This window comes from bacterium (genome assembly GCA_016124905.1).
Taxonomy (GTDB): Bacteria; Pseudomonadota; Alphaproteobacteria; order Rickettsiales; family RI-342; genus RI-342.
In genome coordinates this window covers 1-13,801 of the sequence record WGMV01000018.1, presented here as the reverse complement: position 1 = coordinate 13,801, position 13,801 = coordinate 1, and the positions used below count along the sequence as shown (strand labels likewise).

Genomic DNA, 13,801 nt, shown 5'->3' with positions numbered 1-13,801 from the left:
CTACAGAGTGAATAGGAGGGTTCGGGTAATGCCCGCCAGGTCGCGGCGGGCTTCAAGCAGGCCAAAGCCGTTTGCAGCGGCGATGGCGGTAATGTCGGCTTCCTGCCCCTGGCCGATTTCGACGGCGAGCAGGCCGTTTCCGGCCAGCCAGGCATGGGTGCGGGAGAAAATCACGCGGTAGGCATCCAGCCCGTCCGCTCCGCCAATCAGGGCGCTCATCGGCTCGTGGTCTTTGACGTCCGATGCCAGGGTGGCAATGTCGGCAGCAGGGATGTAAGGCGGGTTGGCGATGATGATATCAGCAGCTTCGGCCAATTGGAAGTAATCCCACCGGCAATGGTGGAGGGCGGCGCGGCTGGAAAGGCCGTGCGCGCGGGCATTGCGGCGGGCGAGAGCGACGGCTGCGCTGATGGCCTCGATACCCGTGCCTTTGGCATTGGGGTATTCCGCCAGCAGGGTCAGCAGCAGGCAGCCGGTGCCGGTGCCGAGATCGAGCAGTTGATACGGTTTTTGTGTATCGGGGCGGTGATGGAGGATGGCTTCGATCAGGGTTTCACTGTCCGGGCGCGGAATGAGCGTAGCGGGAGAGACGGCGAAATCACGGCCCCAGAATTCACGGCTGCCGGTGATGTAGGCTATGGGCTCGTGGTTGAGGCGGCGGGTGAGCCAGGTTTGTACCAATGCAAGGGCATCGGCCGAAATGGTGGTTTGCGGGTGGGCGATGATGAAGGCGTCGTTCACCCCCATGGCCTCACGCAGCAGCAGGCGGGCTTCCATGCCGGGGTTGGGGATGGCGGCGCTGGCAAGTGCTGTACGCAATTCATCCAGCACCGTGGCGACAGTAATTTGCCTGACCTGCCCTTTGGGCAGGGCTACGCGCGCATTAGCGCGCGGGGCCTCAATGGCCCAGTCGCTTCGCTCCGATTCATGCCTGCAATCCAGGTAGCTCATACTTCCTCTTGCATGCGGTTGGCCTGATCCTCGGCGGTAAGGGCGTCGACGAATTCATCCAGGTCGGTGCCGTCGAGCACGTCCTGAATGCGATAGAGAGTCATGTTGATGCGGTGGTCGGTGACGCGCCCTTGTGGGAAATTGTACGTGCGGATGCGTTCGGAGCGGTCGCCGGAGCCTACCTGGGATTTGCGGTTGGCGGCGCGTTCGGCATCGCGCTTGGAGCGCTCCATCTCATAGAGGCGCGCACGGAGGACCTTGAGGGCTTTCGCCTTGTTCTTGTGCTGGGATTTCTCATCCTGCTGGCTGACCACCAGGCCCGTGGGAAGGTGGGTGACGCGCACGGCGGAATCGGTGGTGTTGACGCTCTGCCCGCCGGGGCCGGAGGCGCGGAACACGTCAATGCGGAGGTCTTTTTCCTCGATATGGACGTCGACCTCTTCTACCTCGGGCAATACGGCCACGGTGGCGGCGGAGGTGTGGACGCGCCCGCCGGATTCCGTCTCGGGCACGCGCTGGACGCGGTGCACGCCGGATTCGTATTTAAGGCGGGCGAACACGCCCTTGCCGGTAATGGTGGCCGAGGCCTCCTTGCAGCCGCCCTTCCCTGCTTCGGACAGGGAGAGGAGTTCGAACTTCCAGCCTTTCAGAGCGGCATAGCGCTCATACATGCGGAGCAGATCGCCGCCAAAGAGCGCTGCCTCGTCGCCGCCGGTGCCAGCGCGGATTTCGAGGATGGCGTTACGCTCATCATCCTCGTCCTTAGGCAGCAGGGCTATGCGCACGGCGTGGTCGAGCGCGGGGATCTCTTTTTCCAGCTCGGCCAGTTCCTCCTCGGCCATCGCTTTCATGTCGGCATCGAGGCCGGGTTCCTTCAGCAGGGCTTCGGCATCCTTCAACTGCTTGCGGGCTTCCTCCAGCGCGTGGATATGGGCGACGATGGGGGTGAGATCGGCATATTCCTTGGAGGCCTGCGCGAAATCCTGCGAGCTCATGTTGGCGGAATCGATCAGCGTCTGCTGCAATTGGTGGTGGCGCTTGACGATACCGGCGAGTTTATTCTCAAGTGACATGCGTTATTTCCATTCGTTCAGCTTGGCGGCAAGCTGTGCCAGCGGCACTTCATGCTGTTCGCTTTTTTGCATCAGTTTCACCGTGGCGGCGCCACGTGCGGCTTCATCACCGCCGATAACGACCATGGCCCAGGCGCCGACCTTGTCGGCACGGGCGAAGCGTTTTTTCAGCTGGCCCTGATTGTCGAAGAGCGTGGCGATGCGTTGACCACGAAGCTGGTCGGCGATGGCCAGGGCATCGGCGGCATGTTCGTCGCCGAGCGGAGTAACGACCACGGGGGCGGCCAAAGGCGCTTTAAGGCTTTCCATCACCTCCACCAGGGCTTCCAGGCGCTCAATGCCCGCGCCCCAGCCGGTGGCAGGGGTTTCGGGGCCGCCCATCATGCCGATGAGGCCGTCGTAACGGCCGCCGGAAAGCACCGCACCTTGCGAGCCGAGCTTGTCGGTGGTGAATTCGAACACGCTGTGGCAGTAGTAATCCATACCGCGAACAAGGCGGCTGTTGACCTTGTAGGGAATGTTGAGCTTGTCCAGCGCGTGGCGGAGTTTCTTGAAGAAATCGGCGGCCTCGGGCGTGTAGGAATCTTCCAGACGCGGGGCATCCAGCAGCAGGCGCTTGTCGTTTTCGTCCTTGGAATCGAGGATGCGCAGCGGGTTGCGCTCCAGGCGGAGTTTGCTTTCGTCGGAAAGCTTGTCCTTTACCTTGGTGAGATGGGCGACCAGGGATTCGCGGTACTGGGCGCGGCTGGCAGGGTCGCCGAGGGAGTTTATCTCCAGCATCACGGCATCTTTGAGGCCGAGGGCGCTAAGGAGGTTCCAGCCGGCGGCGATGATGTCGGCATCGTTGAGCGGATCGCAGATGCCCAAGGATTCGGCATCGATCTGGTGGAACTGGCGGAGGCGGCCTTTTTGCGGGCGCTCGTAGCGGAAGGCGGGGCCGGAGGCATAGAGCTTCAGCGGCAGCTTGTGCGCCATGCCGCCCGCGATGAAGGCACGCGCGATGCCTGCGGTGAATTCCGGCCGCAGCGTCAGGCTTTCGCCACCACGGTCGGTGAAGGTGTACATCTCCTTGGAGACGATGTCCGACGTTTCGCCCAGCGTGCGGGCGAAGACTTCGGTGAATTCGAAAATCGGCACATCGACCGGGCCGAAGCCGTGGGCTTCCAGCACCTCGCGCGCGATGGTGACGATGCGCTGGCGCAATGCAGCCTGCTCGGGCCAGGCATCGTGCGTGCCGCGGACGGATTGCAGTTTGGGTGTGTGCGTGGAGGGCTGGGCTTGGCTCAACGTAAGGCCTAAATCTATGGTTTGCGGTGCGCTCGCGGCGCTTATGCCTTCTTATTCCGGCACATCGGCTGGGTCGGCACCGGGGCTTGCCGGTGTGGCTTCAGGGATGGCTGCAGGAACTTGCTGGGGTACAGCCGGATTGGTCACCGCAGGCGTAGCCCCCATCGTGCCGGATGGAGCCGCTGCGGGCTGGGCTGGCGGAACCGCCTGCGCCGGTGCATTCCCTTGCATAGGGGCGTTATCCACGGGTTTTGGGGCTGTGTCAACTGCTGTATTGGCGGCAGCCGCGGCGGCCGCGGCCGCCGCTGGCGTGTTCAGCACGGGGGCGGCGCCCGGCACGGCATTGGGGCCGGCACCCGTCACCTGGCCGTTCACCGGCGTGGTGGCGGGCGCGGGGCTGGCCGCTTCTTCATCCGGCAGGGGGCCGTTTTCGATGGCGGGCTTGAACTGCTCGAAATAGGTCTGCATTTCATCGGGCATGGGCACGGGGGAATTGGCAGTGACTTCCGCCTGCTGGGTGCCCTGCCACATCATCCATGCCAGGTAGAAAGCCACGAACAGCGCCAGCGAGATAGAGACGATGACGTATTTGGGAAGATTTTCCTGCTGCACGGGCTGGGGCGTCATGCAGGTGGTGCGCACATCGGCCTTGCGGGCACGGCCGGTCTGTTCCTCGTAACGGCTAAGGATGGCATCGTGATCCAGATTCAGAAACTGCGCGTAGGTTTTGATGTAGCCCTGCACGAAGGCGCCGGGAGGAAGCTCCTGGAACTGATCGTTCTCAATGGCTTCGAGATAGTTCAGACGGATTTTCAGGTAGGCAGCAATGTCGGAAAGGTCGTAACCCTGCTGGCTGCGCGACGTCCACAAGATGGTACCGACCGATTGCTCGGTCTGTTTGGGGGCATGCTTTGCCGATTTTGCCGATTTTTTGCTCATTGCCGTTTGCCAATCACGCTAAAGCCCAATCACACGAAAGCAAGGGGTTGAACCTCATAACTCTTATTCAAAAACTGTGTGGCCTGACCGACCAGCTCGGCGATAATGGCGGCAACTGGTTGAATAGTCGTTACCATGCCGACACTTTGCCCCGCCATAACGGAACCACGCTCCACATCGCCTTCCACCACCGCACGGCGGAGCGAACCGGCCCAGAAATGCTCGATATCCAGCTGGGCCTGTTCTTTCGTCACTTCGCCATGCTGCCAGCGTTCAATGGTTTTGCGCTGGTATTCGTTGAACTCTTTTTTGCCGTCATTTTCAAGCGCGCGAACGGGGATGACGGTAAATTCCGGATGGAGCTGCACGGTGACGGTGGCATCGCGCGCGCTTGCACGGATGAAGGCCTCCTTGAAGCGCGGATGCGCCACGCATTCCTCGGCGCAGACGAAGCGCGTGCCCATTTGTACACCGGCGGCGCCCATTTCCAGAAAAGCGGCCATGGTCTCGCCACGGCCGATGCCGCCGGCGACAAAGACGGGGACCTCGGTGATGTTGGGCAGAATTTCCTGCGCCAGAACCGCGGTGGAAACCGGGCCGATATGACCGCCCGCCTCCGAGCCTTCGATCACCAGCGCATCCACGCCCATTTTGACCAGGCGCTTGGCAATGATCAGGGCGGGAGCAAAGGCGATGCTTTTGACGCCCGCTTCCTTCAGCTGATCGATATGCGGCTTCTTCGGCAAACCACCGGCAAACACCACATGGGTGACTTTCTCTTCGATGCAGACCTGCACCAGCTCATCGAGCTGGGGATGCAGGACGATGAGGTTGACGCCGAAAGGTTTGGAAGTGAGTTTGCGCGTTTCGCGGATTTCCGTGCGCAATAATTCCGGCGGCATGGAGCCGCTGGCAATCACGCCGAAACCACCTGCGTTGGAAATGGCGGAAACAAGGTTGCGTTCGGATACCCATGTCATCGCACCGCAGAGGATGGCCTGTTCGCAGCCGAGCAACTTTAGACCGCGCTTCGACAGCGCCGCCAGCCGCTTTCTTCCCTGTTCGCTCTCTCCCTGCCCTGCAGATGCAGCCACTAGCCCATCACCTCTTCCTTGGCGTCCAGCCCGTGCGCACTATGCAGCGCGCGCAGGGCCAACTCGGTGTATTCTGATTCAATCAATACACTGATTTTGATTTCCGAGGTGGAAATAGCAAGAATATTCACGCCCTTTTCATGCAGGGTGGCAAACATCTTGCCTGCTACGCCCGCGTGGCTCTTCATGCCCACCCCAACGACCGAAAGCTTGGTGACGTTCTTGTCGGTCACCATTTCGGTGAAGCCGATCTTGTCCTTGATGGCGTTGAGGATGTCCTTGGCGCGCTCCAGGTCGGTCTTGCCGACGGTGAAGGTCATGGCGGTGTCCTTGCCGTCTTCGCAGATGTTCTGGATGATCATGTCCACGTTGATGGCGGCATCGGCCAGGGGGCCGAAGATGCCCGCGGCCATGCCGGGAACGTTGGGGACCTTGAACAGCGTGACGCGGGCTTCGTCGCGGTTGTAGGTGATGCCTGTGATGATGCGGCGTTCCATGACTTCCTCCTCTCCGACCACTTCCGTGCCGGGTACATCTTCAAAACTGGACAATACGCGGACGCGTACATTGTATTTCATTGCAAACTCAACGGAGCGTGTTTGCAGCACCTTGGCGCCGAGGGATGCCATCTCGAGCATTTCCTCGTAGGCGACCTTCTTCAATTTGCGCGCGCGCTGCACGATGCGCGGGTCGGCGGTGTAGACGCCGTCGACATCGGTGAAAATATCGCAGCGGTCGGCATCCAGACCCGCGGCCAGCGCCACGGCGGAAGTATCCGACCCGCCACGGCCAAGCGTGGTGATGCGGCCATCGGGCGCGATGCCCTGAAACCCGGCAACGACGGCGACCTGGTTTTTCAGGCTGCTTTTGAAGGCCTCGTTCTCGATGCCTTCGATGCGGGCCTTGCCGTGGTCGTTATCGGTCTGAAGCGGAATCTGCCAGCCGAGCCAGGAGCGCGCGGGGATGCCCATGGATTGCAGGGCCAGCGCAAGAAGGCCGGAAGTGACCTGCTCGCCGGAGGCAACGACGGAATCATATTCCATCCATGCTTCATCCGCCATGAGGTTGGAAAGCTCGTTCACCCAGCCGACCAGCTGGTTGGTGACGCCGGACATGGCGGAGACCACCACGGCTACCTGGTTGCCCTGGTCCACCTCGCGTTTGACGAGGGTGGCGCAATGACGGATCCGTTCGATGTTCGCAACGGACGTGCCGCCAAATTTCTGTACGATAAGGGCCATTTGCTATGGAATGCCGTCTAAAAAGCTAGACGCTTCCTATAATCAATTTGTTTGCAAAGTGAAACGGCTTGTTGCACAGCCGTGAATTTTTCTTAGCGGATGCGTACGGACTGGGTATTGGCCTCGGCAAAGGCCGCCGCGATCAAATCCGGCTCTGTATGCCTGGCCTGGGCGATCAGATCCGTTACGGATTCGATGTGATCGGTTGCGCCATTGGTCGTGAACGGACGGGCCAGATCATGGGCCTGATAATATTCACTCTCCAGATGCAGGCTCAGGCCACTTTCATATATTGCTTCGAAAAAGCGGCTTAAATCCACGGGTATGCGGGCGCTGTTGCCCAGCAATACCGTCTGGCCGTCACGGGGCGTGTCCGTTTTCAAGACGTGCTGCAGAAGATCGGGGTCAGTCGTGCTTTGCCCCAACACCCATTCAAGTGCTTTGCGCACGTTGATTTCCAGGGGTTCGGCCTCGGGCGCACCTTGCCATCTGATGACGGCATGAATGTCCACGTTCAGGAGAATATTGCCATATTCACCGGCCTCATCCAGATGGTTCAATTCGCTTAGAACCCAACCATCCTGCTTCATGAGCGCATTGGCCTGACGGCTATATTCATGGCCGCCGCGAAATTTGTTTGATCCGTGCATCATGCCTCCATTCAAAGGCATTTTCAGGGAAATAGGTTGTATTATTATGACATTCTCATGGTGGGGAGGGATTTTTTCATCAGCAGGCCGTCTTCGATGCCGTCATAATATTTCGGGCGCCTGGCCTGGTGCAGGTAACCAAGCGATTCGTAGAGGGAAATGGCGATGCGGTTGCTGGCGCGGACTTCCAGGAAGACGTGATGCACGCCCATGGCGGCCAGGCCTTTTTCAAGCGTTTCCATCAGCGCACGGCCCATGCCCTGCCCGCGCATGGACGGATGCACGGCGATGGTGATGATGTCGGCCTGGTCCAGCACGGCATGGGCGAATGCCATGCCAAGCGCCTGCTCGCCTTCGATATGGACATAGCCCAGCATGCCGGGCTGGGCGAGCATGCGGGTGAATTCATCCGCTTTCCAGGAGGTATCGAAGCTGGCTTCGTGCAGCTCCGCCAGCAGGGGCGAATCCTCAGGCTGGACGGGCCGCATGGATCAGGCGGGTTTGGTGAACATGCAGAAATAACCCGGCGCACCCGCATAGAGCATGATATCGTCCACACGGTAAAGCTTCAGGCCCGCATGCTGGCAGATTTCCTTGATATAGGGCAGCGCATGGGCGAAGGTGCCGCGCTCGGGCTGCCACTCGAAAGGCGCGGTTTGCACGGGCATGTTGGCCTCGGGCACCTGCACGCGCTCCACGGTGAAGGCGAAAAGCCCGCCGGGGCGCAGCAGGCTGGCGGAATGGGTGGCCGCCTCCGTTATATCGCCCACATAGTTAAACACCCCGACGGCGGCGACAATATCGGCCGTGGAACCCGGCTGGCGGGCAAGGTATTCGTGCAACTCCTCATGCAGCAGGCGGTCGTAGAGCGGAGCCATGCCTTCCGGCGGCTCGGGAATTTGTTCCAGCATGGGTTTGGACATGTCCACCCCCGTCATCATGCGCGCATAGGGGCGAAGACGCTCGCCGGTGATGCCGCAGCCGCAGCCGAGCTCTACCACCTCGTAACGCTGGATGACGCGGTCCTTCAACTTGGTAAGCTGCTCGCCCACCCAGTCGCTGATGCCTTTTTCAGCGGCCATGTGGCCCGTATAGCCGGTACGGTCCACATAAAAGGGACGGTAATAGGGGGCCAGACGGTCGAACTGTTCCAGCACGAGGGATTTTGGCAGGCGCGCGCCGGGGGCCTTGCCGTGCTTCATGATGGAAAGCATAAAGGCGGCCTCGGGGAAATTGGGGCGGAGTTTCAGCGCAAGCTGATAATGGGTGACGGCCTTTTTAGGGCTGCCGAGGATCTGGAAACAGCGCGCCAGGCGGTAATGCGCCGGGGCATAAGCTGGCGCCAGCCACACGGTGAGGCGGTAGCGGATGAGGGCGTTGGAGAAATCGCCCTTGAAGTAATATTCCTCACCCAGGCGAAAATTGGTGCCGGGAAGATCGTGAAACTTGGCCTTGGCATCTTCCCATTTTGTGGGGAGGCTTTTGAGCCATTGCCAGAAATCAATAAAAAGCTGGTCGATATCCTTGCGATATTGCTGGCGGTCCAGATAAGGACGTCGTTTTTTGCGTCGCAGTAGTGCCATGGGATGACCGTTTGATGTATGGACCTGAATGTCGTACATTTATGGGCCGATTGTAAAGGAAATATGTATGTCCGCAGCCGCACGCACCCTGCCCGCCACCAGCACGGTGGACCCGGAGGAAGTCGCCAAATTCTCCGCCATCGCCGATGAATGGTGGGACCCGAAGGGGAAATTCGCCCCGCTGCACAAGCTCGGGCCCGCGCGGATCGGGTATGTGAAGGCCCAGATCGAGAAGCATTTTGGTGGAATTGAAGGGCTGGCATTGCTGGATATCGGTTGTGGCGGTGGGTTGATGTGCGAGCCGATGGCGCGGCTGGGAGCGGCGGTGACGGGTATTGATGCATCCGAAAAGAACATCGCCATGGCCGGGCTGCATGCCGAACAGCAAGGACTGAACATTGATTACCGCGCCACAACGGCGGAGGAGCTGGCGGCATCCAAAAAGCAGTATGACGTGGTGATGGCGCTGGAGATCATCGAGCATGTGGCCTCGCCCGAATTATTCATGCAACATGTGTGCGGCCTGGTGAAACCGGGTGGGCTGCTGTTCCTTTCCACCATCAACCGCACGGCCAAATCCTTCGCGCTGGCAATTGTGGGGGCGGAGTATATTTTGCGCTGGCTGCCACGCGGCACGCATGACTGGAAGAAATTCCTCACGCCCGGAGAAATGGCGGCGATGGTGGCGCAACATGGTATGAAGGCACGGCACACGGCGGGGGTGACATTCAACCCGCTTAACGGGGAATGGTCGCTGCATCCAACGGATGTTGCCGTGAATTACATGATGACGGTAAGTTCAGTTATTAAATATCTGTGAGGTAGAGATGAGCGATAAAAAAGAAGTGAAACAATCCACTACATCCGCATTGGTTACTCTCGTTGGCATGGGAGCTTTGGCTTATTGGTTTTTTGGAGGCGGATTAGAACATCAAGCGAATAACACCTTACTGGACATACAAAACCAAGTCGCCGAGGATGCCGTAACTCAATATGGAATTGCCAGCCGTAATGGCAATAAAATGGATAAATGCGTGCAAGCCGGATTGGTTACTGCGGCCTTCCTTCAAGCCAAGAATGAAGCTTAATACGCGCAATGGAAGGACATACAAGAACATGATTGCGAACTGGCGGGTTTACATTCCCGATAACAAGTAGGTATGAACCCGCTGGAGGCCGAGGGCGGAATCGAACCGCCGATCAGGGATTTGCAGTCCCGTGCATTACCACTTTGCTACTCGGCCTGAGTGCGCTTTCAGCGAAGGGACATCTGCTATAGCCACAGCGATGTCAGCGGTCAAGCCGGATAGAGGGCCGCATTCATCTTTTGTTTACCATGGTGGTTGTCATTTGCCGCAAGCTGAAGTAAGAGGGTATATTGTGGCCCAACCGATATTTAGGACAATATATTGTGGGTGAGTGGGGAGTGGTGAAAAACTGGCGTCGCGGCGCATTGTTGTGTGCGCTGCTGGCAGCGGTGAGTCATGGCGCGCTGGTTCAGGCGGCCGAGAAGAAACCCGCGGAACTCCCCTCTGAGAAGAAGGCCGTTGGGCTGACCAGCTTCAATTTCGGCGACACGCTGGTGGATGCGGCCGACCAGGGCAATGCAAGCGCGGTGAAGAGCATGGTCTCTTCCGGCAAGGCGGTGGACAGCAAGGGGCGCTTTGACGCCACGCCGCTGATGCGGGCCTCGTTCAAAGGCCATGGCGATATCGTCAAATACCTGATTTCCGTCGGCGCCAATATCAACGCGCGTGACGTGGGCGGCGCCACGGCACTGCACATGGCCGCACGGCGCGGCAATGACGAGGTGGTGAAGCAGCTGCTCGCCGCCGGGGCCAACACCAACCAGACAGACCATGAAGGCTGGACGCCGCTGATGCGCGCCGCGCTGCAGGGCCACACCAAGGTGGTGGAACTGCTGGTGAAAGGCGGAGCGAATGTGAACGCCGCCAACACGCAAAGCGAAACGGCGCTGATGATGGCCGCCTTTACCGGTAATGCCGAGATCACCAAAATCCTGGTGCAAAATGGCGCCCAAAAAGGCATGACCGACAGCAACGGCCTGACGGCCGCCGAGATCGCCTTTCAGCGCGGATACACGGGCGTGCAGGAAGCGCTTGCCGACCAGAGCACGCACGGCACCTTGCAGGATGCGCCGGTGAAAGCGGCGGAGAACGGGGTGAGCAAACCACGCGCGACCGATAACGGCACGAACGCGCGCGGCATCGATGCCATGAATAATGGCAATGGCGGCGACATACGCGCCAAGCTGGATGACCGCGACAGCGGCACCAATGCGGTGGGCATCGGCGCCAATGGCAGCGCATCCGGCGATATACGCACGAAACTGGATGATCCGGACGCGGGCACCAACGCCGTGGGCGTTGGCCAGACCAGCCTGCAGAAGGATGTGAGCGGGATTTTCGATAGCGGCTCGGCCGATGCGCCGGGCATGAAAAAGCCGGTCGACCTTGGCGGTGAAGAAACACGCAAGCCCTGGACCGACCTGGACAGCGACAAGGGCAGCACGCCCAAAACCAGCGGGTTGTTCGACGATGAAAACCCCTCGCTGAAGAATGCATCGGATGTACCCGCGCTGAAGATGTCCAAGGCATCCACCGCCGGGGCATCCGGAGCATCCATGCCCGCCTCGCTGGATGATGGCGGCGACAAGGTGGGCGGCGGCATGCTGAATTTCGGCCAGGCCCCCATCAAGGGCGGCGAGAGCACGCCCGAGAAGGACAAGAAGTCCAAAAAAGATGCCAAGGCAAAGCCGGAACTTGCGAGCAGCAGCGGCTTTCTGGATGCGCCGGCAACCAGCGACAAGGCCCCTGCCGCGGCCGTTAAGCCCGCCGAGGGTAAGCTGCAATATCTGGTGCAGCTCGGCACCACGGACAGCGCCACCGATGCCGCGCGATACTGGAACCGCATCAAGAAAGAATATCCCGACGAGCTCGGCAGGCTGACACCGGTGATGTCGCAGGTGACGCTGCGCGCCGAACAGCGCGACGTGTACCGCACGCAGGCCGGGTATTTCGACAAGAAGACCGATGCCGAGAAATTGTGCGACAAGCTTTCGGCGCATAATATGGATTGTTTCGTGGTGGAAGTTTCCGCCCGTGATGTGAGCGGCATCCCCATGGCCAATGCCGGGGCGGATTCGGACGCGCCTGCGCGGCCGGTGGAAGATGCCGCCAAGAAGCTGGATTTTCCGCCTGAAGATAAGCCTGTTGTCGCCAACCTGACCGGCGGCAAAGGTAGTACGGGCGATAAAGCCGCCCTTGACAAGGCGCTGGATAGCGACCCGCAAACGAACAAGGCCACCTTCGCCAGCAGTGAGGAGCTCGCCGCCAACAAGCCCAAAGTCACCCGCATGTTCTCCGAGGCGAAGCCCGATAAGGACGAAGCGAAGCCAATGGAGCTGGCCGCCAAGGGCGCCGAGCCGTCCGACAATGCGGCCATCACCCGGTTGGATGAATCCACCGCGCCGAAGCTGCCCAGTGTGGCGGAAGTGAAAGCCGACCGCTTCACCCCCCTGCCCGAAAACCTGGATGAACCCGCCAGCGCGGAAAAAAGCAAACCGGCGAAAAAAGACCTGACGCCGGTGTCGGACCGTTTTGCACCTTCCTCGCCAAAGGTGGTGGCCATTCCCAAACAGGATACACCTTCCTTTCCTCACCCAGGGCCCGCCATGACGACCTGGAGCGAGGCCGAAAAACCCGCACCGGCTGCCGCGCCCGTGGACACCGAGCCCAAGCAGGCCGGAAAACCGATGGAATTGGCCGATCTTCCGCCTGATTCCACCTTTTCCAGCGACGTGGCCCCGAATGACGCGGAACCCTATGCCGCCGCCACGCCGATGACGGAAGACGGCAAACCGAAAGAGGGTTTCTCTGTCGGCGAGGCGGTGCGTGTGCCGCTGGAAGAAACCGCCCCCGCCACCATGGCGGAAGCCACCCCCATCGCCCCCAATCTGCTGCCAAGCCGCAGCAGCAAGCAGGTGACAGAATGGCTACGCATGGGACCGTTTGAAAGCAGCGATAAGGCCAAGGAATTCTGGAACAAAGCGGCTAAGGAACAGACCAAGCTGATTTCGGGGCTGCGTTTCCGCGTGACGGAACCGTTCAACCAGCGTTCGGGCAAGGTTTCCGCCTGGGCAGAGGTAGGGCCCGTGGCGCAGCAGGAAACGGCGGATAAACTGTGCGAATATGCGGTGGATAACGAGCTTGAATGCAAAATGCGCGAGGATCTCGGGCTTTCCATGGCATCGACCAATAAACGCGGGGATGCCACCCCGCGCGCCACGGATGCCAAGCTGGGCATGACCGGCGGCACGCACCCAGTGGTGATGCTGCCCCCGGCCAGCGACAAGGAGCCGCCCGCTTACTGGGTGCAGCTCGGTAGTTTCAGTTCCAAACAGGATGCCGAGCAGCATTGGGGTGGTGTGCTGAACCAGGCGCAGGACGTGCTGGGCAGCTATACGGCCTATGCGATGCCGCCGCGCTATTCCAGCAGCAAGGACCCGGTGCTGCGCCTGCGGCTTGGGCCGTTTTACCAGCAAAAGGACGCGCTGGAACTGTGCGGGCAATTGCGTTACCGCAATATCCGCTGCCTGAGTTTGCTTGGCACTTAGGAGCTTTATTGGCTCGCTTCGCTCGCTATACGCGCCAATAAGACGCGGGGCGCGGTCGCGTCCAGTCGCTTCGCGGCGGGTTTGGTTGGCTCGCTCCGCTCACTATACGCGCCAATAAGGCGCGGGACGCGGTCGCGTCCAGTCGCTTCGCTCCGGCTTTTGTCGGCTCGCTCCGCTCGCTATACGCGCCAATAAGGCGCGGGACGCGGTCGCGTCCAGTCGCTTCGCTCCGACGCCCCATTATTAAGGCGTTGGCAAGCATCTGTTGCTAGAGTGCTTTCATGCAGAACCGTTCGTCCCTTGATCACCCCTACCCCATGCCCAACAGCCATGTGTTTGGCCTGTTC

The 13,801-nt window shown here is 60.3% G+C and carries 12 protein-coding genes and 1 tRNA gene; 3 read left to right on the top strand and 10 right to left on the bottom strand.

Annotation, left to right across the window (positions count from 1 at the left end):
* From prmC to GC177_05490, 9 genes are all read right to left on the bottom strand, one after another.
* On the bottom strand, positions 1–951 hold the full coding sequence (gene prmC / locus GC177_05530; GenBank protein ID MBI1275415.1) for a peptide chain release factor N(5)-glutamine methyltransferase: 951 nt from the start codon (positions 949–951) through the stop codon (positions 1–3).
* Positions 948–2,024, bottom strand: a complete 1,077-nt coding sequence (gene prfA, locus GC177_05525; GenBank protein MBI1275414.1) for a peptide chain release factor 1 — start codon at positions 2,022–2,024, stop codon at positions 948–950. The genes prmC and prfA overlap by 4 nt, the downstream gene beginning before the upstream one ends.
* Positions 2,025–2,027: 3 nt before the next feature.
* Positions 2,028–3,275 (bottom strand): histidine--tRNA ligase, encoded by a 1,248-nt coding sequence (locus GC177_05520; GenBank protein ID MBI1275413.1) that lies wholly within the window; start codon positions 3,273–3,275, stop codon positions 2,028–2,030.
* An 87-nt stretch (positions 3,276–3,362) separates the two neighbouring features.
* Positions 3,363–4,250, bottom strand: coding sequence for a hypothetical protein (locus GC177_05515; GenBank protein MBI1275412.1), 888 nt, complete (start codon positions 4,248–4,250; stop codon positions 3,363–3,365).
* Between the two features lie 29 nt (positions 4,251–4,279).
* Positions 4,280–5,230: a 2-nitropropane dioxygenase gene (locus GC177_05510; protein MBI1275411.1), complete on the bottom strand. Its 951-nt coding sequence runs from the start codon at positions 5,228–5,230 to the stop codon at positions 4,280–4,282.
* A gap of 113 nt (positions 5,231–5,343) precedes the next feature.
* Positions 5,344–6,585: an aspartate kinase gene (locus GC177_05505; protein MBI1275410.1), complete on the bottom strand. Its 1,242-nt coding sequence runs from the start codon at positions 6,583–6,585 to the stop codon at positions 5,344–5,346.
* Between the two features lie 92 nt (positions 6,586–6,677).
* The gene (locus GC177_05500; protein MBI1275409.1) at positions 6,678–7,238 is read right to left on the bottom strand and encodes a hypothetical protein; all 561 of its coding nucleotides are present in this window, start codon (positions 7,236–7,238) and stop codon (positions 6,678–6,680) included.
* A 41-nt stretch (positions 7,239–7,279) separates the two neighbouring features.
* Positions 7,280–7,723 (bottom strand): ribosomal-protein-alanine N-acetyltransferase, encoded by a 444-nt coding sequence (rimI, locus tag GC177_05495; protein ID MBI1275408.1) that lies wholly within the window; start codon positions 7,721–7,723, stop codon positions 7,280–7,282.
* Positions 7,724–7,726: 3 nt separating this feature from the next.
* Positions 7,727–8,857: a methyltransferase domain-containing protein gene (locus GC177_05490; GenBank protein ID MBI1275407.1), complete on the bottom strand. Its 1,131-nt coding sequence runs from the start codon at positions 8,855–8,857 to the stop codon at positions 7,727–7,729.
* A 28-nt stretch (positions 8,858–8,885) separates the two neighbouring features.
* Here GC177_05490 and ubiG point away from each other — a divergent pair, with 28 nt between their 5' ends.
* Both ubiG and GC177_05480 read left to right on the top strand, forming a co-directional pair.
* Positions 8,886–9,638: a bifunctional 2-polyprenyl-6-hydroxyphenol methylase/3-demethylubiquinol 3-O-methyltransferase UbiG gene (gene ubiG, locus GC177_05485; protein MBI1275406.1), complete on the top strand. Its 753-nt coding sequence runs from the start codon at positions 8,886–8,888 to the stop codon at positions 9,636–9,638.
* Between the two features lie 7 nt (positions 9,639–9,645).
* Positions 9,646–9,906 (top strand): hypothetical protein, encoded by a 261-nt coding sequence (locus tag GC177_05480; GenBank protein ID MBI1275405.1) that lies wholly within the window; start codon positions 9,646–9,648, stop codon positions 9,904–9,906.
* 82 nt (positions 9,907–9,988) lie between these two features.
* Here the strand turns inward: GC177_05480 and GC177_05475 are convergent.
* A tRNA-Cys gene (locus tag GC177_05475) sits at positions 9,989–10,062 on the bottom strand.
* Positions 10,063–10,229: 167 nt separating this feature from the next.
* Between GC177_05475 and GC177_05470 the strand changes: the two genes are divergently transcribed.
* A complete protein-coding gene (locus tag GC177_05470; GenBank protein MBI1275404.1) occupies positions 10,230–13,454 on the top strand; it encodes a hypothetical protein in 3,225 nt (1,074 codons plus the stop codon).
* The last annotated feature ends 347 nt before the right edge of the window (positions 13,455–13,801 follow it).